The 22,843-nt window shown below is 52.0% G+C and carries 20 protein-coding genes; 12 read left to right on the forward strand and 8 right to left on the reverse strand.

Going from position 1 to position 22,843, the window contains the following annotated elements:
- Positions 1 to 4: 4 nt before the first annotated feature.
- From OGY37_RS16045 to OGY37_RS16060, 4 genes are all read right to left on the reverse strand, one after another.
- Positions 5 to 1,036 (reverse strand): ABC transporter substrate-binding protein, encoded by a 1,032-nt coding sequence (locus OGY37_RS16045; protein WP_003830932.1) that lies wholly within the window; start codon positions 1,034 to 1,036, stop codon positions 5 to 7.
- Positions 1,033 to 2,337: an MFS transporter family glucose-6-phosphate receptor UhpC gene (uhpC, locus tag OGY37_RS16050; RefSeq protein WP_003830933.1), complete on the reverse strand. Its 1,305-nt coding sequence runs from the start codon at positions 2,335 to 2,337 to the stop codon at positions 1,033 to 1,035. Before uhpC ends, OGY37_RS16045 begins: the two co-directional genes overlap by 4 nt.
- Before the next feature lie 85 nt (positions 2,338 to 2,422).
- Entirely contained in the window at positions 2,423 to 3,964 is a 1,542-nt protein-coding gene (locus tag OGY37_RS16055) for an MASE1 domain-containing sensor histidine kinase (RefSeq protein ID WP_286621229.1), read from the reverse strand.
- Positions 3,964 to 4,593, reverse strand: coding sequence for a response regulator transcription factor (locus OGY37_RS16060; protein ID WP_003830935.1), 630 nt, complete (start codon positions 4,591 to 4,593; stop codon positions 3,964 to 3,966). The genes OGY37_RS16055 and OGY37_RS16060 overlap by 1 nt, the downstream gene beginning before the upstream one ends.
- Positions 4,594 to 4,916: 323 nt before the next feature.
- On the opposite strand from OGY37_RS16060, the gene tauA reads away from it, so the two are divergent.
- Genes tauA through tauD form a run of 4 tightly spaced genes read left to right on the forward strand, consistent with a single transcriptional unit; the run spans position 4,917 to position 8,336 of the window.
- Positions 4,917 to 5,879, forward strand: a complete 963-nt coding sequence (gene tauA, locus OGY37_RS16065; RefSeq protein WP_218667601.1) for a taurine ABC transporter substrate-binding protein — start codon at positions 4,917 to 4,919, stop codon at positions 5,877 to 5,879.
- A 14-nt stretch (positions 5,880 to 5,893) separates the two neighbouring features.
- On the forward strand, positions 5,894 to 6,661 hold the full coding sequence (gene tauB, locus OGY37_RS16070; RefSeq protein ID WP_286621231.1) for a taurine ABC transporter ATP-binding subunit: 768 nt from the start codon (positions 5,894 to 5,896) through the stop codon (positions 6,659 to 6,661).
- Complete coding sequence (tauC, locus tag OGY37_RS16075) at positions 6,658 to 7,488, forward strand: taurine ABC transporter permease TauC (RefSeq protein ID WP_286621233.1); 831 nt, start codon at positions 6,658 to 6,660, stop codon at positions 7,486 to 7,488. The genes tauB and tauC overlap by 4 nt, the downstream gene beginning before the upstream one ends.
- Entirely contained in the window at positions 7,485 to 8,336 is an 852-nt protein-coding gene (gene tauD, locus OGY37_RS16080; RefSeq protein WP_286621235.1) for a taurine dioxygenase, read from the forward strand. The genes tauC and tauD overlap by 4 nt, the downstream gene beginning before the upstream one ends.
- Before the next feature lie 77 nt (positions 8,337 to 8,413).
- On the opposite strand, the gene hemB is transcribed toward tauD, so the two are convergent.
- A complete protein-coding gene (gene hemB, locus OGY37_RS16085) occupies positions 8,414 to 9,388 on the reverse strand; it encodes a porphobilinogen synthase (RefSeq protein ID WP_003830941.1) in 975 nt (324 codons plus the stop codon).
- Between the two features lie 500 nt (positions 9,389 to 9,888).
- Here hemB and ehaB point away from each other — a divergent pair, with 500 nt between their 5' ends.
- Positions 9,889 to 12,813, forward strand: coding sequence for an autotransporter adhesin EhaB (gene ehaB, locus OGY37_RS16090; RefSeq protein ID WP_286621237.1), 2,925 nt, complete (start codon positions 9,889 to 9,891; stop codon positions 12,811 to 12,813).
- A gap of 89 nt (positions 12,814 to 12,902) precedes the next feature.
- Entirely contained in the window at positions 12,903 to 13,526 is a 624-nt protein-coding gene (gene iprA, locus OGY37_RS16095) for a hydrogen peroxide resistance inhibitor IprA (RefSeq protein WP_003830944.1), read from the forward strand.
- Position 13,527: 1 nt separating this feature from the next.
- Here the strand turns inward: iprA and ampH are convergent, their stop codons facing one another.
- Positions 13,528 to 14,685 carry a D-alanyl-D-alanine-carboxypeptidase/endopeptidase AmpH gene (ampH, locus tag OGY37_RS16100; protein WP_003830945.1) on the reverse strand — a complete coding sequence of 386 codons (1,158 nt, stop codon included), beginning with the start codon at positions 14,683 to 14,685 and terminating at the stop codon, positions 13,528 to 13,530.
- 384 nt (positions 14,686 to 15,069) lie between these two features.
- On the opposite strand from ampH, the gene sbmA reads away from it, so the two are divergent.
- Both sbmA and OGY37_RS16110 read left to right on the forward strand, forming a co-directional pair.
- Positions 15,070 to 16,290: a peptide antibiotic transporter SbmA gene (gene sbmA, locus OGY37_RS16105; protein WP_003021430.1), complete on the forward strand. Its 1,221-nt coding sequence runs from the start codon at positions 15,070 to 15,072 to the stop codon at positions 16,288 to 16,290.
- A gap of 15 nt (positions 16,291 to 16,305) precedes the next feature.
- Positions 16,306 to 17,409, forward strand: coding sequence for a DUF1615 domain-containing protein (locus OGY37_RS16110; RefSeq protein WP_149281136.1), 1,104 nt, complete (start codon positions 16,306 to 16,308; stop codon positions 17,407 to 17,409).
- Here OGY37_RS16110 and OGY37_RS16115 read toward each other — a convergent pair.
- Positions 17,394 to 17,717 (reverse strand): DUF2755 family protein, encoded by a 324-nt coding sequence (locus OGY37_RS16115; protein ID WP_003830948.1) that lies wholly within the window; start codon positions 17,715 to 17,717, stop codon positions 17,394 to 17,396. The two genes, OGY37_RS16110 and OGY37_RS16115, sit on opposite strands and share 16 nt — an antisense overlap.
- Before the next feature lie 264 nt (positions 17,718 to 17,981).
- Between OGY37_RS16115 and OGY37_RS16120 the strand changes: the two genes are divergently transcribed.
- Positions 17,982 to 18,200 carry a DUF2754 domain-containing protein gene (locus tag OGY37_RS16120; RefSeq protein WP_003830949.1) on the forward strand — a complete coding sequence of 73 codons (219 nt, stop codon included), beginning with the start codon at positions 17,982 to 17,984 and terminating at the stop codon, positions 18,198 to 18,200.
- Between the two features lie 23 nt (positions 18,201 to 18,223).
- Here OGY37_RS16120 and ddlA read toward each other — a convergent pair whose 3' ends face one another.
- Entirely contained in the window at positions 18,224 to 19,318 is a 1,095-nt protein-coding gene (gene ddlA / locus OGY37_RS16125) for a D-alanine--D-alanine ligase (RefSeq protein ID WP_148362356.1), read from the reverse strand.
- Between the two features lie 301 nt (positions 19,319 to 19,619).
- Here ddlA and OGY37_RS16130 point away from each other — a divergent pair, with 301 nt between their 5' ends.
- The 3 genes from OGY37_RS16130 (at position 19,620) to phoA (ending at position 22,827) form a co-directional block, all read left to right on the forward strand.
- Positions 19,620 to 20,816 carry a multidrug efflux MFS transporter gene (locus OGY37_RS16130; RefSeq protein WP_174785049.1) on the forward strand — a complete coding sequence of 399 codons (1,197 nt, stop codon included), beginning with the start codon at positions 19,620 to 19,622 and terminating at the stop codon, positions 20,814 to 20,816.
- Positions 20,817 to 21,064: 248 nt separating this feature from the next.
- Positions 21,065 to 21,307: a sigma-S stabilization anti-adapter protein IraP gene (locus OGY37_RS16135; protein ID WP_003830953.1), complete on the forward strand. Its 243-nt coding sequence runs from the start codon at positions 21,065 to 21,067 to the stop codon at positions 21,305 to 21,307.
- A 104-nt stretch (positions 21,308 to 21,411) separates the two neighbouring features.
- Positions 21,412 to 22,827 carry an alkaline phosphatase gene (gene phoA / locus OGY37_RS16140; protein ID WP_286621239.1) on the forward strand — a complete coding sequence of 472 codons (1,416 nt, stop codon included), beginning with the start codon at positions 21,412 to 21,414 and terminating at the stop codon, positions 22,825 to 22,827.
- Positions 22,828 to 22,843 lie beyond the last annotated feature (16 nt).

A 22,843-nucleotide genomic window follows, 5' to 3' on the forward strand; every position in this document is an offset into this window, starting at 1 on the left:
GGGCTTATTTACCCATCTTAACTTCGCTAACCCACTTATTGATCAACGCCTTACGTACGTCAGTCGAGCCGTACTTATCCATGTCGTAATTGATAAGCTTCAGGTCGTCGAGCTTCAGCGAGTTAGGGGAGGTCTCGGCTGTGGTGTTGGTCAGGATCTGATAGGATTTGCCTTTCTTCCACGCCAGCTCCTGCGCGTCTTTTGACAGCACCCAGTCAACGAACAGTTTGGCATTGTCGACGTTGCGCGCACCTTTCAGGATGCTGACGCCGCCGATTTCATAACCGGTGCCTTCGCATGGAGAAATCAGTTCCAGCGGTGCGCCCTGTTCTTTTTCCAGCGAGTAGTCGTGCAGGAAGCCGATGCCGATAGCCGTTTCACCGCGGGCGGCGTTACGCGCCGGGGCAATGCCGGATTTGGTGTATTGAGAGACGTTGGCGTTGAGCTGTTTCAGGTAATCAAAGGCCTGATCTTCGCCCCACAGTTGAGCAAAGGTCGCCAGCGCGGTGTAGGCGGTACCGGAGCTTTGCGGGTCAGCAATCTGGATTTCGCCCTTGTATTCCGGTTTGGTCAGATCCTTCCAGCATTTTGGCACCGGCAGGTTTTTCTCTTTCAGGCGCTGGGTATTAACGCCAAAGCCCAGAATACCGACGTAAACCGCCGAAGAGAGGTTCCCTTTGACCTTTGCGGGATCGCGGAATTTCTCCATGATCTGTTCGAGGTTTGGTGATTTATATGGCTGTAGCAGACCCATTTCACCGGCCTGAGATTGTGGATCCAGCGTACCGCCGTACCACACATCCGCCTGCGGGTTTTTCTTCTCTGCATCCACTTTCGCCAGCGTACTGCCCGAGCCGTTGCGAATGAATGAGGTTTTCACATCATATTTTTCACCGAAGGCTTTGGTTTCGGTTTCGCACATCTCGTTGGTGGCACTGCAATACACCACCAGGCGGCCCTGCGCCTGGGCTGCGTTGCTGAAGGCTGCCAGCGTCAGAGCGGAAGCAATCAGGGTAGAGGTAAGCGTCAGTTTCATTGTTTTATCCTTTGACTGAGAGAAGGGGTAATGCCCGCAATGAGCAACGGCATCAGCAATAAACCCATAAAGACAGCGGCAACCGAGAGCAAACTGAACATTCCCGACCAGCCGTAATGTTCTATGACCAACGACAGCGGCCAACCCGCCAGCGCGGCCCCCAGATAGGCGAAAAGCCCGAGAAAACCGGTAATTGAACCTGCCGCCGCTTTGTGTCCGCATTCAACGGCTGCGAGGCCAATTAGCATCTGTGGGCCAAACACAAAAAAGCCCACGGTAAAGAAACACACTGCCAGTAACGCGTAGTGGTGCACTGGTGCCAGCCACAGTGCGGCGACGGAAACCATCAGCCCCAGCGTGAACAGCAAAATCATCGGCGCACGTTGACCGCTGAACAGCAGATCCGATCCCCATCCGGCAAACAGCGCCCCCAGCAAGCCGCCAACTTCAAACAGCATCACCGTGGCATTGGCACTGAGCAGATTCACGCCGTGGCTTTCCGTCAGCCAGATGTTGCCCCAGTCGTTGAGCGCAATGCGGATCAAGTAGACCAATACATACGACACGCCGAGCAACCAGATCATCGGGTTTTTCAGCATGGTGGTGCGCAACATTTGCCACAGCCCCATCGGCGGGCTTTGCTGCTCCTGGCGTAGCTCCAGCGGGTCATGCCGCCATTCCCCAACCGTGGGTAATCCTTCTTCCTGGGGCGTGCCTTTCAATTGCAGGGTGAGCCAGATTCCCAATGCCATGCTGATTATCCCCGGTGCCAGCATGGCTGCCTGCCAGCCCCACCAGTGGGCGGCAAAAGCGCTAATCAGCGGGATAATGGCGCCACCGATATTGATCGACATATTCCAGCAGCCCCACCAGAAGCCACGTTCGTTGCGCGAGTACCAGTGGGTCAGTAGTCGGGCACAGGGCGGCCAGCCCCAGCCCTGAAAAAATCCGTTCAGCGTCCAGACCACCAGCAGCAGCGTCAGCGATTCCCCAAAGGCGAACAGCACGTTTAAAACGCCGGTAGCAAACAGGCCAATTCCCATAAATGCGCGCTGTCCGTGGCTGTCGTGCCACAGCCCAGCGGTAAATTTCGACAAACCATAGGTCAGATAAAACAGTGACCCAAGCAGGCCGATATCGCCTTTATCCAGACCCAGATCCGTTTGCAGCGCCGGGAGGACGTAGTTAACGCTTTTGCGCGTCAGATAAAACGCGGCGTAACCAATTACCATACACATCAGCAGCCGGGGGCGTAGCGCCCGGTATTGTTGGTCTGTTTCGCTGGCTGAGCGTGTATGCATGGCAGTCTCCGTTTGTGCTGACTATAGGAAAGTGAAAGCAAAAGGGGATGAGAGAAAGTCCGCAGTGACTAAGACTTTTTCCTGGTTAGCGGCTGGTTTGTTGCAAATTTGTGGGCAGGTTAACAATTACCCGCGTGCCGTTGTTTGATTCGAGCGTCAGTTCACCGCCAAGGGCGCTCACCCGTTCACGCATCCCCTGGATACCGAAACCGGGGATTTTTTCTGGCAGAATACCAACGCCGTTGTCAGCGACGTCCAGAAACAAGCAATGTTCCCGCTGGCGCAGCGTAATCGACACATCGCTGGCATCGGCATGTTTGCAGACGTTATTGAGTAACTCCTGCAACAGGCGATACAGCGTGAAGCGCACCGTTTCGTTTTCTGGCGTATTCTCTAGCTGATAATCAAAGCGGCAGCGAATACCCCGCTCAGCAAAAGCAAATTCATTCACCAGATGATGTAGTGCATCTTTAAAAGACAGTTCATCGAGCGCGGGTGGGCGCAGCTGACGAAGTAGCTGGCGGGTCGAATGGTGAATACGCCGGGCCAGGTTGTTGATCTGATTTGCTGCTTCGAGCGTTTGCTCAGGGCCTGGCGCGCGTTTGACCAGTTGCGACTGAATTTGAATGGCGGTGATGTTCTGACCAATTTCGTCGTGCAGTTCCCGCGCCAGGCTTTTGCGCGTGTTTTCTTCGGTGCGGATCAGCTGTTCGGTCAGCGCGCGACGCGCCGCCAGTTCGGTTTCCAGACGCTGGCGATAATGGTGCAAATTTTGCGCCAGATGCTGCTGGCGGCTGATGGCGATCCCCAGCCCGATGCCGAGCAGCGCCTGGGTGGCGAGGAAAATCTCCAGCTCCAGTAAGTTACTGAACCCTACGCCGATTTGCCGGGCGATGGTGATCATCATACTGCCGAGCAATCCAGACAACACGCCGCCCTGCCAGCCAAATTTCCACGCCATCACCACGTTCGGTAAGAACACCACGATCAGCAACAGGCGCTCGATCTCCGGCGACAGCACCATCTGAGTACCGATGCCAATAATAAAAAACAGGCTACACCAGATGATAAGCGAGGTGCGCAGTGGGGGATTGGTGGTATCCAGCCCGAGCAGATGATAGCGGTGCTGTTGACGCAGAAATTCATAGATCAGATAGACAAACGGCGTCAGCAACACGCCGCCGGTAAACGACGCCAGACCTATTAACGTCGCCGGGCTTTGAATAAACGGTGAAAGCAGGGCGGTATTGAGCAATGAAGTGATCGTCACGGCGGCCAGCAGCAGGGTTAAGCGCTGCCAGTAAAGGGGGAATCGGTGCCAGTATGACTGGCCGATGCTCGCCGGAATCAGGCTAATTAACGGCGCAGCCAGCAGGATATAGCCATTCAGTAATTGCTCGCTGTGCAGCCAGAACAACATTAGCAGGGGGGGCAGCACCAGCGCGGGCCAGTAACGGCGCGACAGCAGGATTAACAGCGCGAGATAGACGCCGTGCGGTAGAAATAGCGCCGCTTGCTGGCCGTTGTGGGTCAGATAAAACCCCAGCGTCCACAGCATCAGCCAGCCCGATCCCCAGGCCAGCAGAATAAACAGAGAAATAACCCAATGCCGAAGGCTTCGCGACATTAATGCCCCGTCAATAGCTGGTGGTCGAGGGCAAAATGCACCAGATCGATGGTGCTGTGGCATTGCAGTTTGCCCAGCACGTTCGCTCGATGAACGTGCACCGTCTTGTGGCTGAGGTCGAGCTTGAAGGCGATCTCTTTTACGCTGTCGCCTTTGACCAACAGATCAAACACTTCACGCTCGCGCGGGGTCAGAACTTCCAGGACCTGCGCGGGCTGCTCGCCGCCGCGTAGCGCACGCAGCGCATCGGCGCACAGATAATGCCCGCCCATACCTACCGAACGTACTGCCTGCACCAGTTCTTCCGGGCCGCAGCGTTTGGTCAGGTAACCGCTGGCGCCAGCGTCCAGCGCGCTTTGCACAAATGTCGGCGAGTCATAAATGCTGAGAATGATGGCGCGAAAACCGGGCTTTTGCGCTCGCAGTCGTTTTAACAGGCTCAGACCATTTTCATCCGGCATGGCGATATCCATTACCGCGACGCTGACGTCATCATGCAGAAGTGCAGACCAGGCCTCCGCTGCGCTGCTGTACTGACCGGTAACGTTAAGATCGTCTTCGAGACTGAGTAATTGCGCAAAGCCGGAACGCACCACCACATGGTCATCCACCAGCACAACATGAATCATGATATTGCTCTCTTGCCTGACAATGGCCCCTATGATGCCTGCCAGTGTCGTGCTGGCAATCACCGTGGCGCGGATATGTAACGAATGTAACAAAATCGCAATAATTTACAGCGAGTGTAGGCCTGATAAGCGCATCAGGCATTGACTGCCGGATGGCGGCGCAAGCGCCTTATCCGGCCTACGTTCTGTAATGAGCGAAATAGCTAACTATTGCCGCTTTTTTTCTAAAAACAGATCGCTATTAACCAGAATTTTTAATTCCTTTATCAAATTGTGCCGCAACGAAATACTGCCTCCATAACAAGACAGGGGAGCAGACAATCATGGCTATTTCATCGCGTAACACACTTCTTGCCGCACTGGCATTCATCGCATTTCAGGCGCAGGCGGTGAACGTCACCGTTGCTTATCAGACCTCCGCCGAACCTGCCAAAGTGGCGCAGGCGGACAATACCTTTGCCAAAGAGAGCGGGGCGACCGTTGACTGGCGCAAATTCGACAGCGGCGCGAGCATCGTTCGTGCGCTGGCATCCGGTGATGTGCAGATCGGTAATCTTGGCTCCAGCCCGCTGGCGGTCGCTGCCAGCCAGCAGGTGCCTATTGAGGTTTTCCTACTGGCATCAAAGCTCGGCAATTCTGAAGCGCTGGTGGTGAAGAAAAACATCAGTAAACCGGAAGATTTGATTGGCAAACGCATTGCCGTGCCGTTTATTTCCACCACCCATTACAGCCTGCTGGCGGCGTTGAAACATTGGGGGATTAAACCCGGCCAGGTGGAGATTGTGAACCTGCAACCACCGGCGATTATTGCCGCATGGCAGCGCGGAGATATTGATGGTGCGTATGTCTGGGCACCTGCGGTCAATGCGTTGGAAAAAGACGGTAAGGTGTTAACGGACTCCTCACAGGTTGGCGAGTGGGGAGCACCGACGCTTGACGTGTGGGTGGTGCGCAAAGATTTTGCCGAGAAGCATCCTGAGGTGGTGAAAGCCTTTGCCAAAAGCGCTATCGATGCCCAGCAGCCTTATATCGCTAATCCTGATGAATGGCTGAAGCAGCCGGAGAATATCAGCAAACTGTCGCGTTTGAGCGGCGTACCGGAGGCGGATGTACCGGGGCTGGTGAAAGGTAACACTTACCTGACACCGCAACAGCAAACCGCTGAGCTAACCGGCCCGGTGAACAAAGCGATTATCGACACCGCGCAGTTCCTTAAAGAGCAGGGCAAAGTCCCCGCTGTCGCGACAGATTATAGCCAGTACGTTACCGATCGCTTCGTGCAATAAATAAGGAGGCGATGATGCTGCAAATCTCTCATCTTGCCGCCAGCTACGGTGGAAAACCGGCGCTGGAGGATATCAACCTGACGCTCGATAGTGGTGAACTGCTGGTGGTACTCGGGCCTTCCGGTTGCGGGAAAACCATGCTGTTAAATCTGATTGCCGGGTTTGTGCCGTATCAGCATGGCAGCATCACGCTGGCGGGTAACAGTGTTGACGGTCCGGGGGCAGATCGCGGGGTCGTTTTCCAGAATGAAGGTCTGCTGCCCTGGCGTAACGTGCAGGACAACGTGGCTTTTGGTCTGCAACTGGCGGGCGTGGACAAGCAGCTGCGCCAGCGTATTGCCCTGGATATGTTGCAGAAAGTCGGGCTGGAGGGCGCGGGAAAACGCTTTATCTGGCAACTTTCCGGTGGGCAACGTCAGCGCGTCGGCATTGCGCGGGCGCTGGCGGCCAATCCGCAGCTGTTGCTGCTGGATGAACCTTTTGGCGCGCTCGACGCCTTTACTCGCGAGCAGATGCAAACCCTGCTGCTGAAGCTGTGGCATGAGACCGGCAAACAGGTGCTGCTGATTACCCACGATATTGAAGAAGCAGTATTTATGGCGACAGAACTGGTATTGCTGTCCCCAGGCCCTGGCCGGGTACTGGAACGTCTGCCGCTCAATTTCGCCCGTCGCTTTGTGGCCGGAGAGTCGAGCCGCAGCATTAAGTCCGATCCGCAGTTTATCGCCATGCGCGAGTACGTGTTAGGTCGTGTCTTTGAACAACGGGAGGCATTCTCATGAGCGTGGTGATTAATGATAAACCCCGTCGCCAGCGGGTGCTGAACTGGCGTTGGCCGTTTTCGCGACAGATTACCTTAAGCCTCGGTACGCTGGCCGTCATTCTGGCGGTGTGGTGGACGGTGGCGGCGCTGCAGTTAATCAGTCCGTTGTTTTTACCGCCACCGGGACAGGTTTTACAAAAGCTGCTCGTCATTGCCGGGCCGCGAGGGTTTATGGATGCAACGCTGTGGCAGCATCTGGCGGCGAGTCTGACGCGTATTGTTATCGCGCTGCTGGCGGCGGTGCTGCTGGGCGTTCCGGTTGGGATCGCGATGGGGCTGAGTCCTACGATGCGCGGCATTCTCGATCCGATCATTGAACTGTATCGTCCGGTTCCTCCCCTGGCCTATTTACCGCTGATGGTCATTTGGTTTGGCATCGGTGAAACCTCCAAGATCCTGCTGATCTATCTGGCGATTTTCGCCCCTGTGGCGATGTCGGCGCTGGCGGGGGTGAAAAGTGCGCAGCAGGTGAGAGTGCGCGCCGCGCAGTCGCTGGGGGCCAGCCGTGCGCAGGTGCTGTGGTTTGTTATTTTGCCGGGGGCATTACCGGAGATCCTCACCGGGTTACGCATTGGGCTTGGCGTGGGTTGGTCGACGCTGGTGGCAGCTGAACTGATCGCGGCCACGCGAGGGTTAGGATTTATGGTGCAGTCAGCCGGTGAGTTTCTGGCAACGGATGTGGTGCTGGCAGGGATCGCGGTCATTGCCGTTATCGCATTTATTTTAGAACTGGGTCTGCGCGCGATTCAGCGTCGCCTGACGCCCTGGCATGGAGAAGTACAATGAGTGAACGTTTGAGCATTACCCCGCTGGGGCCGTATATTGGCGCACAAATCACTGGTGCGGATTTAACGCGTCCGCTGAGCGATAATCAGTTTGAACAGCTTTATCACGCGGTACTGCGTCACCAGGTGGTGTTTCTGCGTGAGCAGGTGATTACGCCGCAACAGCAGCGGGCGCTGGCGCTGCGTTTCGGCGATCTGCATATTCATCCGGTCTATCCACATTCCGAAGGGGTAGAGGAAATTATCGTGCTGGATACCCATAACGATAATCCGCCGGATAACGATAACTGGCACACCGATGTGACCTTTATCGACACGCCGCCTGCCGGGGCGATTCTGGCAGCAAAAGAGCTGCCATCCGCCGGGGGAGACACTCTATGGACCAGCGGAATTGCTGCTTATGACGCTTTGTCTGAGCCGTTTCGTCAGTTGCTGAGTGGCCTGCGGGCAGAACATGATTTTCGTAAATCATTTCAGGAATATAAATACCGCAAGACGCCAGAGGAGCATCAGCGCTGGCTGGAAGCGGTGGCGAAGCATCCGCCCCTGTTGCATCCGGTGGTGCGTACGCATCCGGTGAGCGGGAAGCAGGCGCTATTCGTGAATGAAGGATTTACCACGCGAATTGTCGATGTCACGGAAAAAGAGAGCGAGGCGTTACTGAGTTTTTTATTCGCGCATATCACTAAACCGGAGTTTCAGGTGCGCTGGCGTTGGCAGCCCAACGATGTGGCGATTTGGGATAATCGCGTGACGCAGCATTATGCGAATGCGGATTATCTGCCACAGAGGCGCATTATGCACCGGGCGACGATCCTCGGAGATCAGCCTTTTTATCGGGCAGGGTGATTGTTGGTGGGGTTTTACTTATCGGGCCTGGAACTGTCGGCCCGATAAGGTGAAGTCGCCATTCGGCAACAAAGTGGTTAGCGCAGGATTTTTTTCTCAGCCAGATCCAGTGCGAAGTAGCTGAAGATCAGATCCGCGCCAGCGCGTTTGATCGAGCCTAAGCTTTCCAGCACCACTTTCTCTTCATCTATAGCACCCGCCATCGCCGCGAATTTGATCATCGCGTATTCACCGCTTACCTGATAAGCGCCAATCGGCAGCTCGGTGCGCTCGCGGATATCGCGCAGAATATCGAGGTAGGCGCCAGCCGGTTTGACCATCAGGCAGTCTGCACCCTGGGCTTCATCCAGCAGCGATTCACGGATCGCTTCCCGACGGTTCATCGGGTTCATTTGATAGGTTTTACGATCGCCTTTCAGCGCGGTGCCTGCGGCTTCACGGAACGGGCCGTAGAAAGAAGAGGCAAATTTGGTGGAGTAGGACATGATCGCGGTATCGGTGAAGCCCGCGGCGTCCAGCGCCTGGCGAATAGCCTGTACCTGGCCGTCCATTGCGGCGGAAGGGGCGATGAAATCTGCGCCCGCTGCGGCGGCAACGACTGCCTGTTTGCCGAGGTTAGCCAGGGTTAAATCGTTATCAACGCCGTGCTCGCATAACACGCCGCAGTGACCGTGCGAGGTGTATTCACAGAAGCAGGTGTCGGACATGACTATCATTTCCGGTACGGTCTGCTTACAGATACGCGACATGCGCGCCACCAGACCGTCTTCTTTCCAGGCATCGCTGCCGGTCTCATCGGTGTGATGAGAAATGCCGAAGGTCATGACCGAGCGGATGCCTGCATTAGCAATGCGTTCAATTTCGCGCGCCAGGTGCTTCTCCGGAATGCGCATCACGCCGGGCATGGCGTCAATAGCTTTGTAATCGTCGAGTTCTTCTTCAACAAAGATCGGCAACACCAGGTCATTTAAGCTGAGTGTTGTCTCTTCAAACATAGCGCGCAGCGCAGGGGATTTGCGCAGGCGACGAGGGCGTTGGATTAGGTCTGTCATGGTATGCCTGATGTTTGTGGAATCGAAGGCCGTAGTATACCCGAACCTGAGGGCGAGGGGTTTACGAAAGTTGGCGTTATGCCGAGGTTATGGTGATGTTACCAATGCTTGGTATTATGTATTATCTCTATTTTTGCAATTATGACTATTTTAAATAGTGATTAGTTTTATGGTGAATTTAGTTTAATTTAATTTTTAATTAAGTGGCGGGATTTAACGGTATTTATTTGCTGACGTTTGATTTTTAAGTTAATCATAAATTTAATATATTGTTTTGCCAGTGTCTTTGCATGTAACTGTCTAAAATAGAAATGATTTTTACGTTTGTTTGCTGTTTCGAATAATTTGCATATCTATTGTCCGTAATCGGACTTAAGCCAAAGAATAATTGAACCTTTCCTTTGTGAAACCGCATAATCCTTCCCGCGAAACATAAAATGTTTTCTTTGCATTGATAATTGATGGATCAACTATATTACGTCCCTGAGGAGGGATGACAAATGCACACTTGGAAAAAGAAGCTTGTAGTATCACAATTAGCATTAGCCTGCACTTTGGCAATCACTTCTCAGGCGAATGCTTCAACTGATATCTCTGGGACCACCTACACAACGTTTGCTCATTATAATGACGCATCTTATGCGGATGGCGTCTATTATGATGGATATGTCGGTTGGAACAATTACGATACCGATAGTATTTATAACGGTGATATTTATCCGGTAATCAATAACGCCACTGTCAACGGCGTTATTTCTACTTATTATCTGGATGATGGGCTGTCTACTAACACCAATAACAACAGCCTGACCATTAAAAACAGCACCATTCACGGTATGGTGACATCCGAATGTATGACCACGGATTGTACTAACCGTACGGGTACTGACTATTACTACGATCGCCTGGCGATGAACGTCATCAACTCAACTATCGATGACAACTACGAACATTATACCTACAACGGTACGTATAATGACGCAGCTGACACGCACGTTGTCGACGTTTATAACCTGGGTACGGCTATCACGCTGGATCAAGAAGTTGATCTGTCTATCTCCGCCAACTCTCACGTCGCTGGCATTACCCTGACTCAGGGTTACGAGTGGGCAGATATTGACGATAATACCGTCAGCACTGGCGTAAACAGCAGTGAAGTATTTAACAACACTATCGCTGTCAGCGATTCTACCGTGACCTCTGGCTCATGGTCTGACGAAGGTACCACCGGCTGGTTTGGTAACACCAGCAATGCAAGCGACTACAACGGTAATGGCTGGAACGCTGACGATATTGCATTAGCGGTTATTGCACATCCGGATGCGGATAACGCGATGCAGACCACTGCCACGTTTGATAATTCCACGCTGATGGGTGACGTGCTGTTCTCCAGCAACTTCGATGAGAACTTCTTCCCGAACGGTGCTGACACTTATCGTGATACCGATGCTGACCTGGATACCAATGGTTGGGACGGTACTGACCGTCTGGATCTGACCCTGAACAATGGCAGTAAGTGGGTCGGTGCGGCAATGTCTGTGCACCAGGTTGACACCGATGGTGACGGAGTTTATGACAGCTACGCTGCAGGCACTGAAGCCACCGCTACTCTGATCGACATCACCGCTAACAGCCTGTGGCCGGATTCAACCTACGGAATCGATAGCGACACGACCTCTTATGACGAAAATGGTCATGTGGTAGGTAACGAGGTTTATCAGAGCGGCCTGTTCAATGTGACCCTGAATACGGGTTCACAGTGGGATACCACCAAAACATCTCTGATCGACACCCTGAGCATTAACAGCGGTTCGGTTGTCAACGTGGGTGATTCTATCCTGATCTCCGACACTATTGGCCTGACCGGTGGTTCTGCACTGAACATCAACGAAGATGGTCATGTTGCAACAGATACTCTGTCTATCGACAACAGTACTGTAACGATTGCTGACGACGTATCTGCTGGCTGGAGTGTAGGTAGTGCTGCGCTATATGCAAACACCATTAACGTCACCAACAACGGCGTTCTGGATGTGGGTAACAGTACCGGTAATGCGCTGCAGGTTGATACCCTGAATCTGACCAGCTACACCGACGCTTATAACCATGTTAACGCGGGTGTTTTCGACATCAACAGCAACAACTATGTGCTGGATGCTGACTTGACCAACGATCGCACTAACGATGAATCTCAGTCTAACTACGGTTATGGCGTGATCGCGATGAACTCTGATGGTCATCTGACTATCAACGGTAACGGCGATTCCGACACCTCAGGCGATCAGTCTGAAGTTGATAACTATGGTGACCATGTAGCGGCGGCAACCGGTAACTACAAAGTCCGCATCGACAACGCTACTGGCGCAGGTTCTGTTGCGGATTACAAAGGTAACGAGCTGGTCTACGTTAACGACGCGAACAGCACTGCGACCTTCTCTGCAGCCAACAAAGCTGACCTGGGTGCTTACACCTATCAGGCACAGCAGCAGGGTAACACCGTTGTTCTGCAGCAGATGGAACTGACAGACTACGCGAACATGGCGCTGAGCATTCCGTCTGCTAACACCAATATCTGGAACCTGGAACAAGATACCGTTGGTACTCGTCTGACTAACGCGCGTCATGGTCTGGTTGATAACGGTGGTGCATGGGTTAGCTACTTCGGTGGTAGCTTCGATGCAGATAATGGCACCATTAACTACGATCAGGATGTTAACGGCATCATGGTCGGTGTTGATTCCAAAATTGATGGTAACAACGCTAAGTGGATTGTCGGTGCTGCAGCAGGCTTCGCGAAAGGTGATATGAGCGACCGTACCGGTCAGGTGGATCAGGATAGCCAGACTGCCTACATCTACTCTTCTGCTCACTTTGCCAACAACATCTTTGTTGACGGTAACTTAAGCTACTCTCACTTCAACAACGATTTGACTGCTAACATGAGCAACGGTCAGTATGTTGATGGTAGCACCTCATCTGACGCCTGGGGCTTTGGCCTGAAACTGGGTTATGACCTGAAGCTGGGTGACGCAGGTTACGTAACGCCATACGGCAGCTTATCCGGTCTGTTCCAGTCTGGTGATGATTATAAGCTGAGCAACGACATGAAAGTTGATGGTCAGTCTTATGACAGCATGCGCTATGAACTCGGTGTAGATGCAGGTTATACCTTCACCTACAGCGACGACCAAGCGCTGACCCCGTACTTCAAACTGGCCTACGTTTACGACGACTCTAACAACGATTCTGACGTAAACGGCGACTCTATCGACAACGGTGTAGAAGGTTCTGCGGTACGTGTTGGACTGGGTACTCAGTTCAGCTTTACCAAAAACTTCAGCGCGTACACCGATGCTAACTACCTCGGTGGTGGTGATGTTGATCAAGACTGGTCTGCAAACGTTGGTGTTAAATATACCTGGTAAGACATCTCTCGTTGTTAAAGAAAAGATAATCTAACTCAGAAAAATGCCCGTCACGGATTTGACGGGCATTTATTGCAAGGAATGCCCAAATGTTGTCTGCAAATAAACCGCTTGTGGAATTTGGTAAGCTTGATAAATGTTTGTCAAAATATGGCAAACACTTTGAGTGTGATAACGATAAAGAAATAATTTATTCCAGTGATATAAACAGTGACGATACCTTTATCATTTTAAATGGTGTAATTTCCCTGAGGCGAGGGGAGAATGTGCTGGTCGGTATTGCGCAGGCACCGTTTATTATGGGGCTTTCAGATGGTGTGATAAAAACAGATATACAATACAGATTAATCACAGAAAGCGATTGTACGGGATACCATCTACCTGCCTCGCAAACAATTAATATAATTGAAGAGTGCCAGCTTTGGCGTGAAGCTTTTTGTTGGTTGGCATGGCAAAACTCCATGCTTGAATTACGCGATCTGCAGTTGATCGGCAACAACTCCTACGATCAGATCCGCGCGACATTGATCTCTATGACGAAATGGGATGAAGCCCTTCGTTCACGCATTGGTGTTATGAACTATATTCACCAACGCACACGAATTTCACGCTCGGTTGTCGCTGAGGTTCTCGCGGCATTGCGCAAAGGCGGTTACATTGAAATGAATAAAGGCAAACTGGTGTGCATTAACCGTTTGCCTTTTGAGTATTGAATCAGGATGCAGGAATGACCTGTGGCTTGTACCCGCTCAATTCTGCAACCAGTTCGTTGATACCGTCGCTCATATTGGTAAAACGGGTCAGCGGAGAGCGCGTCACTACGACAAATGCCCCAACGTTTTGCTGTGGGATCATCGCCATATAGGTAATGAAGCCACCGCCGCCACCGGTTTTTTGAATAATTCCCGGTCTGCCATTCTTCGGCGCCATGTAGACCCAGCCCAAACCAAGCGCATCGGCTCTGCCTGGAACGTCCATTCCCACCACTTTAGTTAACTGCGTACGCTGGTAAATCAGCGTCTGCATCCGGTCGGCCTGCTGGCTACGATGATAAAAGTCAGAAGAGAGATACTGCTGCATCCAGCGCATCATATCGCCAGGCGTTGAATAAACGCCGCCGCTACCCATCGCTGCCAGAGTATTGTTACAAGGGCTGGCACCTTTTTCCGCGACCATCAGGCGTCGGCACTGATCGGGGGATGGCGTAAAGGTGGTGTCTTTCATCCCCAACGGACGGGTGATTTTTTCTTCAAACAGCTGCGGATAAGGCTTACCTGACGCGGTACCCAGCGCATCGGCCAGCAGATCAAACGCCAGGTTGGAATAAGAAGCCTGCGATCCTGGCGCGGCTTTAAGCGTAGCCGTTGAGAGATAGCTCCAGCGCTGCTCGCGGGTTGGCCAGACAAACACCGGCCGTTTGGCTGCCCCGCCTGGCTGTTCGCGCGGTAGTGCGCTGGTATGTGTCGCCAGATTCACCAGCGTAATTGGCGTTCCTTGATAAGTGGGAACGCGCGCGCCAGGGGGCGCATATTTACTCAATGGATCGTTGAGTTTGACCGTGCCCTGATCGAGTAATTTCACCAGCATTTCACTGGTCATTAATTTGGTAATTGAGGCAATGCGGATCACGGAATCCAGTTGTGGATGAACATTATTGCCGGGGCGTGTTTCGCCGAAACTACGAAATACACGCTGATTACCATCAATCACCACGAGCGCCATCCCCGTAGCACCACTGCCGTAAAATATATGGTCGGCATAACGATCAACGATATCAGAGGCGAAGACCGGATCGGTTATAGGCTGTGCCGCCTGGACAGATGTCAATGACGCCGCACACAGCGCGGCAGAAAAAAGCAGACTACGTTTCAACGGTGGTGTCCATGAGTTAGAGAAAGTGAAAAAGGATGTCGTGCGTATGCGTATTTATACTACTCATCGGCGTATTGCAAAGCGCTTATCAACCAATGATAGTGGGAAAAACGTAACGATGAGTAAACACAGGAGTTTCCTGGATTGCGGATGTTCGCTTTTGTGATCTCACGCTGTGATAATCTGCACATACTGGAACGTTGTCGAGTGTGAAAACCACAGAAACAATTCTTCATAACCGAGGTGCGAACTAAGTGCCTCGGTTTTGGTCACAATTGTCGGTTTCAGCTTGTGTTTTTGGGCGTAAGCCGTCTGGCCTCCGCACTCTACGGTGGCAAATGCACAGCAGTCGTCATAACGATAAGAAGTTAGCAGGAGAGCACTATGTTTAAGTCTTTTTTCCCAAAGCCGGGGCCGTTCTTTATTTCGGCATTTATTTGGGCACTCGTCGCCGTTGTATTCTGGCAAGCAGGTGGGGGAGCCTGGGTTGCACATATTACCGGCGCGTCGGGAGACGTACCTATTAGCGCAGCGCGTTTCTGGTCGTTGGATTACCTGATTTTTTATGCGTACTACATTCTTTGTGTCGGGGTGTTCGCGCTGTTCTGGTTTCTCTACAGCCCACACCGCTGGCAGTACTGGTCTATTCTGGGCACATCGCTGATTATTTTTGTGACCTGGTTTCTGGTTGAAGTTGGCGTCGCCGTCAACGCCTGGTATGCGCCATTTTATGACCTGATTCAAACTGCGCTCAGCGCACCACACAAGGTGAAGATTGAGCAGTTCTATCATGAAGTGGGCATTTTTCTCGGTATTGCGCTGATAGCCGTAGTCATTGGCGTGATGAACAACTTCTTCGTCAGCCACTATGTGTTCCGCTGGCGTACCGCGATGAACGAACACTATATGGCGCACTGGCAGCATTTGCGTCACATCGAAGGCGCAGCGCAGCGTGTGCAGGAAGACACCATGCGTTTTGCTTCTACGCTGGAAGATATGGGCGTCAGCTTTATCAACGCGATTATGACGCTGATTGCCTTCCTGCCTGTACTGGTTACGCTCTCTGCCCATGTTCCTGACCTGCCGATTGTTGGACATGTGCCTTATGGCCTGGTGATTGCCGCGATTGTCTGGTCGCTGATGGGAACCGGTTTACTGGCCGTGGTCGGGATAAAACTTCCCGGGCTGGAGTTTAAAAACCAGCGCGTGGAAGCGGCCTATCGTAAAGAATTGGTGTATGGCGAAGATGATGGCAACCGTGCGACGCCACCGACGGTGCGTGAACTGTTCCATGCGGTACGGCAAAACTACTTCCGCCTCTATTTTCACTATATGTACTTCAATATCGCCCGTATTCTTTACCTGCAGGTTGATAACGTTTTCGGTTTGTTCCTGCTGTTTCCGTCAATTGTTGCCGGTACGATTACGCTCGGTTTGATGACGCAAATCACCAACGTGTTTGGCCAGGTGCGCGGCTCGTTCCAGTATCTGATTAACTCCTGGACAACGTTAGTGGAACTGATGTCTATTTATAAGCGTCTGCGCAGCTTTGAACGAGAGCTTGATGGTCAGGATATTCAGGAAGTTACCCATACGCTGAGTTAATAATAAGGAGATGTTATGTCGACGGTTTCCCGTCTTTACCCCTTGTCTGGTCTGGCAGCACTGGTGCTGGTGGGATGTAGTAGCCAACCCGCGCAGCCGCTAAAAAAGGGGGAGAAAGCCGTCGATGTGGCGAGCGTGGTGCGCCAGAAAATGCCCGCCAGCGTGAAAGACCGGAACGCGTGGGCGCAGGATTTGGCAAAGACCTTTGAAAGCCAGAAGCTGGCACCGACGGTTGAAAACATCTGTTCGGTGCTGGCGGTAGCGCAGCAGGAGTCAAACTTCCAGGCCGATCCGGCTGTTCCTGGTTTAAGCAAAATAGCCTGGAAAGAGATTGATCGTCGCGCAGAACGCATGCATATCCCGCTGTTTGTCGTGCATACCGCGCTAAAGATTAACTCGCCAACGGGGAAAAGCTACAGCGAGCGTCTGGATACGGTGAAGACGGAAAAACAGCTTAGCGCTATCTTTGATGATTTCATCAACATGGTGCCGATGGGGCAGACATTGTTTGGATCGCTTAATCCGGTACATACCGGTGGTCCAATGCAGGTCAGTATCGCGTTTGCTGAGCAGCACACCAGCGGGTATCCGTGGAAAATGGCGGGGACGGTACGTCAGGAAGTGTTTAGCCGCCGTGGTGGGCTGTGGTTTGGTACATATCATCTGCTCAATTACCCGGCGAATTACAGTGCGCCAATCTTCCGCTTCGCCGATTTTAATGCCGGATGGTATGCGAGCCGCAATGCAGCTTTCCAGAATGCGGTCAGTAAAGCCAGCGGAGTGAAGCTGGCGATGGATGGGGATCTGATTCTCTATGGCAGCAGTGAGCCGGGCAAAACGGAGCTGGCGGTACGTAAACTGGCCGGGAAGCTAGGGATGAGCGAGAGTGAGATCCGCCGTCAACTGCAAAAAGGTGACAGCCAGGCCTTTGAAGAGACCGCACTGTACGAGAAGGTCTACAAGCTGGCGGAAGCGAAGACCGGGAAAGCGCTTCCTCGAGAAATGCTGCCGGGCATTCAACTGGAAAGCCCGAAGATCACGCGTAATCTGACTACCGCATGGTTTGCTAAACGCGTGGACGATCGTCGGGCGAAGTGTATGAGTCAGTCATCTTTATGATGACGGTGACGCCAGCGCATGATCGCCGCGATGGCACCAAGAATCAGGCTTCCTACCAGGAAGGGGATCAGTCCAAAGAGAGTACCGACGCCTAAACCGATTTCGACCCGCGGGCGTCCTGTCTCTTGCATTTGCAGCTGCATCAGTTCTTCATAGATGCCGGGTGCGTGGGCCAACAGATTTAAAATCTGTGCACCCGCCCAGAAGCAAAACAGCACAAATACGGCATACGCAATGTTGCCGGGCAGGGAGGAGGGATCCCGATGCTTGCCCTTAAACAGGGATTTTGAGAGCGTAAAATCAGCCATAAAGACCTCCGGAAATAACCTGCTTTTTTTGACGTAATGCCTGGAACTGAGAGTGAGTCTGACAGGTGATCGGCAATGTCAATATCAGAATGATGGTAATTTCAGGTAGAGATTATTCCTGGATTTCGGTTTTTTGTTGATGGTCACAATTATGTAACCTTAAGTGAAACTGAGTTACATTTAAGAAATTCCGCACAGACCACAGACGCCCTCGGGGAAATGTGCGAGGATGCCTCCCTGTGTTGTATTTTCACCGGAGCTGTTATGAACCTGCCTGTAAAAATCCGCCGAGACTGGCACTACTATGCTTTCGCTATTGGGCTTATCTTTATTCTGAATGGCGTGGTGGGGTTATTAGGTTTTGAAGCGCAGGGATGGCAAACCTATGCGGTGGGGCTGGTGACCTGGGTGATTAGCTTTTGGCTGGCCGGATTAATCATCCGTCGCCGCGTTGAAGATGATGAAGCAAAGGATGCCCAATAGCTCTATCAGGCATCCTGACGGGTTTACATACTGGTTTTCAGCGCGCTATCTGCAGCATGGCGTTCCAGTGCCAGTTCGATCAGGCGAGTGATCAAATCGGTATAGCCTAAACCGCTCGCCTGCCACAGTTTCGGATACATACTGATGTTGGTAAAGCCAGGCAGCGTGTTGATCTCATTGATCACAACGTCGTTTTCAGCAGTTAAGAAGACGTCCACGCGCGCCATGCCGGCACAGCCCAGAGTCTGGTATGCCTGAATGGCGATTTCGCGGATCTTATCGTTAATCTCTGGCGCAATTGCTGCCGGAACGACAACTTTGGCACCGTTATCGTCAATGTATTTAGTGTCGTAAGCGTAAAAATCGCTGTTCAGCACGATCTCACCACAGGTACTGGCCTGCGGATGATCGTTGCCCAGTACCGCACATTCGATCTCGCGGCCTTTGATCCCTTGCTCCACAACGACTTTATGATCGAATTCAAATGCCAGCGCGACGGCTTGATCGTATTGGGCTTCGCTGGTTACTTTACTGACGCCAACGGACGATCCCTGGTTGGCCGGTTTTACAAACAGCGGCAGACCCAGGCGGGATTCTACTTCGGCAAAGCTGATGCTGTTGCGATTCGCGCGAGTGAGAGTAATAAATGGCGCGATGTTTAACCCGGCATCACGCAGCAGACGTTTGGTCACGTCTTTATCCATACAGGCAGCAGAACCCAGCACATCAGAACCGACAAACGGCAGGTTCGCCACGCGCAGCATGCCCTGCAGAGAGCCATCTTCACCCAAAGTACCGTGTACGATTGGGAAAATAACATCGACCGTCGGCAGCGGTTGACCGTTTTGTGCATCGATCAACTGGTGCGCTTGTTTGCCGGGTACCTGCGCCAGGCTGGTCTCAGAAGGTCGCAACGCAATATGCGCCGGATCGTCTGAATTGAGCAGATAGTTACTGGCATCGCTGACGTGCCATTGCCCTTGTTTATCAATACCTAACAGCACAACGTCAAAGCGAGTCTTGTCGATGGCATCGACAATATTTTTTGCCGATTGCAATGACACTTCATGTTCCGCTGATTTACCACCAAATACGATTCCTACCCGCAACTTTGCCATCTTAAAAACCCATTCCATGAATGCAAAGCACATACATTACCACGACAAAACGCAGGTTTCCTCGGCTTCTGGCAGATTGTTTTGGCGGACGACAGGGGAATAGAACAGAACAAACATGCGGCTCGTACGTGAAGCACAATCCCCTGTTTATATTATGGGTTTGATGTGAGCTGTATCACAAATATGATGAGCGGGAAGATAAAATCCTAAACTGTGATTTATCGCACCTGTGGACCCTTATTCGGCTAAGTAATTTGTTAAGCTGCTCGCAGTTTTCAGCTACTTATCGTTATGAGTCCTTATGGAATCCTGGAGAGTTAACCTTATTTCCGTTTGGTTCGGGTGCTTTTTTACCGGACTGGCGATTAGCCAAATCTTGCCTTTTTTACCACTCTATATCTCCCAACTGGGCGTGACCTCGCATGAAGCGCTCTCAATGTGGTCCGGATTAACGTTCAGCGTCACCTTCCTGATTTCAGCCATTGTTTCTCCGATGTGGGGCAGTCTAGCCGACCGCAAAGGACGCAAGCTGATGCTGCTGCGGGCCTCACTGGGTATGGCCATTGCGATTTTGCTCCAGGCATTTGCCACTAACGTTTGGCAGCTTTTTCTGCTGCGCGGGGTGATGGGGTTAACCTCTGGTTATATTCCTAATGCGATGGCGCTGGTCGCGTCCCAGGTTCCGCGTGAACGTAGCGGGTGGGCGCTGAGTACGCTGTCGACGGCGCAAATTAGCGGTGTCATTGGTGGACCGTTAATGGGGGGCTTTATCGCCGATCACGTTGGCTTACGGGCGGTATTCTGTATTACCGCCGCCTTGCTGGTGGTGAGTTTTCTGGTCACACTGTTCTTGATCAAAGAGGGCGTTCGTCCGACGATTAAAAAAAGTGAACGTCTGAGTGGGAAGGCCGTGTTTGCCTCGCTTTCGCATCCGGCGTTGGTGATCAGCCTGTTTTTTACCACCATGGTGATTCAACTGTGTAACGGTTCAATTGGGCCGATTCTGGCGCTGTTTATCAAATCGATGGTCCCAGATAGTTCGAATATTGCCTTTCTCAGCGGGCTGATAGCCTCAGTACCGGGCATTTCTGCTCTGATTTCCGCGCCTCGACTGGGTAAATTAGGCGACCGTATTGGTACTGAGCGGATTTTAATGGCGACGTTAATCTTTGCGGTGGTGCTGTTTTTCGCCATGTCGTGGGTCACCACGCCGTTGCAGTTGGGAGTACTACGTTTTCTGCTTGGATTTGCCGACGGCGCGATGTTGCCGGCGGTGCAGACGCTGCTGGTGAAATACTCCAGCGACCAGATAACCGGGCGCATCTTTGGCTATAACCAGTCATTTATGTATCTCGGCAATGTCGCCGGGCCATTAATGGGGGCGACGGTTTCGGCAATGGCGGGATTCCGTTGGGTGTTCATTGCTACAGCAAGCATTGTGCTTATCAATATCTGGCAACTAGCTATCGCGTTACGACGTCGGCGCGGGGTTCGTTGAGTTCCTGATTAACAACGCTGCTTGTCAGCGTTGTTAATCCATAATTGCGTATTATATATTTGTGTGATTATTAATTTTCTTACCTTTTTATATTGAATCATTCTGCATCCAGACGCATTTACCCTTATTTTGTGTTGTGATTGTTTTCGCAAATCTTTTTATTCCTTATAAAAATACAACTTTCATCCTCTAGGCAGTTGTAAGCCTTAATGATAACGTGGCCCATATTTTGTTAAGGGAATAGGCAAATGAAAAACCTCGTCACTGAGTTGTTACTTAAGCTCGCGCAAAAAGAAGAAGAGTCGCAAGATCTGGCGGCACAGGTCGAAACGTTGGAACGGGTAATCATCGAAATGCTGCGCAATATGGCGTGGAACGATCGGCAAATATTTATTCGTCAAATTGAGGGGGCGCTGGCTGATGTAAACCACATGCCCGCGTTTCTGACGAACATACATAGCGCTTGCGAGGGCGTACAAAAAGCGTTTTGAACCCTCTGTGGCGGGACACCCACAAATTATCATAAAAGTGTCACATCAAATACTTATAGTCGCTTTGTTTTAATTTTACCGTATTTATACATGGAGAATATAAAGTGAAACAAAGCGCACTCGCTATTGCCCTGTTACCTTTGCTGTTTACCCCGGTTATTAATGCAGAAACATCTACTGTAGCGGTTATGGATAATCGTGCCGCTCAAGGTGATATCACCACGCCTGGTGGCGCTCGCCGATTGTCTGCCGATCAGACGGCGGCTCTGCGCGAATCCCTGAACGATAAACCAGCCAAAAATATTATTTTGCTGATTGGCGATGGGATGGGCGATTCCGAAATAACGGCAGCGCGAAATTATGCTGAAGGCGCGGGCGGCTTTTTTAAAGGTATTGATGCTTTACCGCTGACCGGGCAATACACGCATTATGCGTTGGATAAGAAAACAGGGAAACCTGATTATGTGACAGATTCAGCAGCATCCGCGACGGCGTGGACGACCGGCGTTAAAACTTACAATGGTGCTCTGGGCGTTGATATTCGTGAAAAAGATCACGCCACTATTCTGGAAATGGCCAAAGCGGCAGGTCTGGCGACAGGCAACGTTTCCACGGCTGAATTGCAGGATGCCACCCCGGCCGCACTGGTTGCCCATGTCACTTCGCGTAAATGCTATGGCCCGAGCATGACGGCTGAAAAATGCCCGACGAACGCGCTGGAAAAAGGCGGTAAAGGGTCGATTACCGAACAATTATTGAATGCCCGTGCGGATGTTACGTTAGGCGGCGGAGCAAAAACATTTACTGAAATCGCTGCGGCAGGTGAGTGGCAGGGTAAAACGCTGCGTGAGCAAGCACAGGCTCGCGGTTATCAAATGGTGAGCGATGCCGCGACGTTGGCGGCGATTACCGAAGCGAATCAGGATAAACCGCTGTTGGGTCTGTTCTCAGACGGTAATATGCCAGTGCGTTGGGAAGGGCCGAAAGCGTCTTATCACGGGAATCTGGATAAGCCGGTAGTGACCTGTACGCCAAATCCAAAACGTAACGACAGCGTGCCAACGCTGGCGCAGATGACGGATAAAGCGATTGAGCTGTTAAGCAAGAATGAGAAAGGTTTCTTCCTGCAAGTAGAAGGCGCGTCAATCGACAAACAAGATCATGCCGCTAACCCGTGTGGACAAATTGGTGAAACGGTCGATCTGGATGAAGCGGTGCAGCGTGCTCTTGCTTTTGCTAAGAAAGATGGCAACACCCTGGTTGTGGTAACCGCTGACCACGCGCATGCCAGCCAGATCGTCGCACCGGATACCAAAGCACCCGGTTTAACGCAAGCGCTGAACACCAAAGATGGCGCGGTGATGGTCATTAGCTATGGCAACTCTGAAGAAGAGTCCCAGGAGCACACCGGCAGCCAACTGCGTATTGCAGCCTATGGCCCTCATGCGGCGAATGTGGTTGGCCTGACCGATCAAACCGATCTGTTTTACACCATGAAAGCGGCGTTAGGACTGAAATAAGCTGACACCCGACGGC

Source organism: Citrobacter sp. Cpo030, assembly GCF_030333005.1.
Taxonomy (GTDB): Bacteria; Pseudomonadota; Gammaproteobacteria; order Enterobacterales; family Enterobacteriaceae; genus Citrobacter; species Citrobacter portucalensis.

Excerpts from the sequence above, each read along its gene's own strand:
- OGY37_RS16045 (WP_003830932.1), bottom strand. The coding sequence starts at position 1,036 with ATGAAACTGACGCTTACCTCTACCCTGATTGCTTCCGCTCTGACGCTG.
- uhpC (WP_003830933.1), bottom strand. The coding sequence starts at position 2,337 with ATGCATACACGCTCAGCCAGCGAAACAGACCAACAATACCGGGCGCTA.
- OGY37_RS16055 (WP_286621229.1), bottom strand. The coding sequence starts at position 3,964 with ATGTCGCGAAGCCTTCGGCATTGGGTTATTTCTCTGTTTATTCTGCTG.
- OGY37_RS16060 (WP_003830935.1), bottom strand. The coding sequence starts at position 4,593 with ATGATTCATGTTGTGCTGGTGGATGACCATGTGGTGGTGCGTTCCGGC.
- tauA (WP_218667601.1), top strand. The coding sequence starts at position 4,917 with ATGGCTATTTCATCGCGTAACACACTTCTTGCCGCACTGGCATTCATC.
- tauB (WP_286621231.1), top strand. The coding sequence starts at position 5,894 with ATGCTGCAAATCTCTCATCTTGCCGCCAGCTACGGTGGAAAACCGGCG.
- tauC (WP_286621233.1), top strand. The coding sequence starts at position 6,658 with ATGAGCGTGGTGATTAATGATAAACCCCGTCGCCAGCGGGTGCTGAAC.
- tauD (WP_286621235.1), top strand. The coding sequence starts at position 7,485 with ATGAGTGAACGTTTGAGCATTACCCCGCTGGGGCCGTATATTGGCGCA.
- hemB (WP_003830941.1), bottom strand. The coding sequence starts at position 9,388 with ATGACAGACCTAATCCAACGCCCTCGTCGCCTGCGCAAATCCCCTGCG.
- ehaB (WP_286621237.1), top strand. The coding sequence starts at position 9,889 with ATGCACACTTGGAAAAAGAAGCTTGTAGTATCACAATTAGCATTAGCC.
- iprA (WP_003830944.1), top strand. The coding sequence starts at position 12,903 with ATGTTGTCTGCAAATAAACCGCTTGTGGAATTTGGTAAGCTTGATAAA.
- sbmA (WP_003021430.1), top strand. The coding sequence starts at position 15,070 with ATGTTTAAGTCTTTTTTCCCAAAGCCGGGGCCGTTCTTTATTTCGGCA.
- OGY37_RS16110 (WP_149281136.1), top strand. The coding sequence starts at position 16,306 with ATGTCGACGGTTTCCCGTCTTTACCCCTTGTCTGGTCTGGCAGCACTG.
- OGY37_RS16115 (WP_003830948.1), bottom strand. The coding sequence starts at position 17,717 with ATGGCTGATTTTACGCTCTCAAAATCCCTGTTTAAGGGCAAGCATCGG.
- OGY37_RS16120 (WP_003830949.1), top strand. The coding sequence starts at position 17,982 with ATGAACCTGCCTGTAAAAATCCGCCGAGACTGGCACTACTATGCTTTC.
- ddlA (WP_148362356.1), bottom strand. The coding sequence starts at position 19,318 with ATGGCAAAGTTGCGGGTAGGAATCGTATTTGGTGGTAAATCAGCGGAA.
- OGY37_RS16130 (WP_174785049.1), top strand. The coding sequence starts at position 19,620 with ATGGAATCCTGGAGAGTTAACCTTATTTCCGTTTGGTTCGGGTGCTTT.
- OGY37_RS16135 (WP_003830953.1), top strand. The coding sequence starts at position 21,065 with ATGAAAAACCTCGTCACTGAGTTGTTACTTAAGCTCGCGCAAAAAGAA.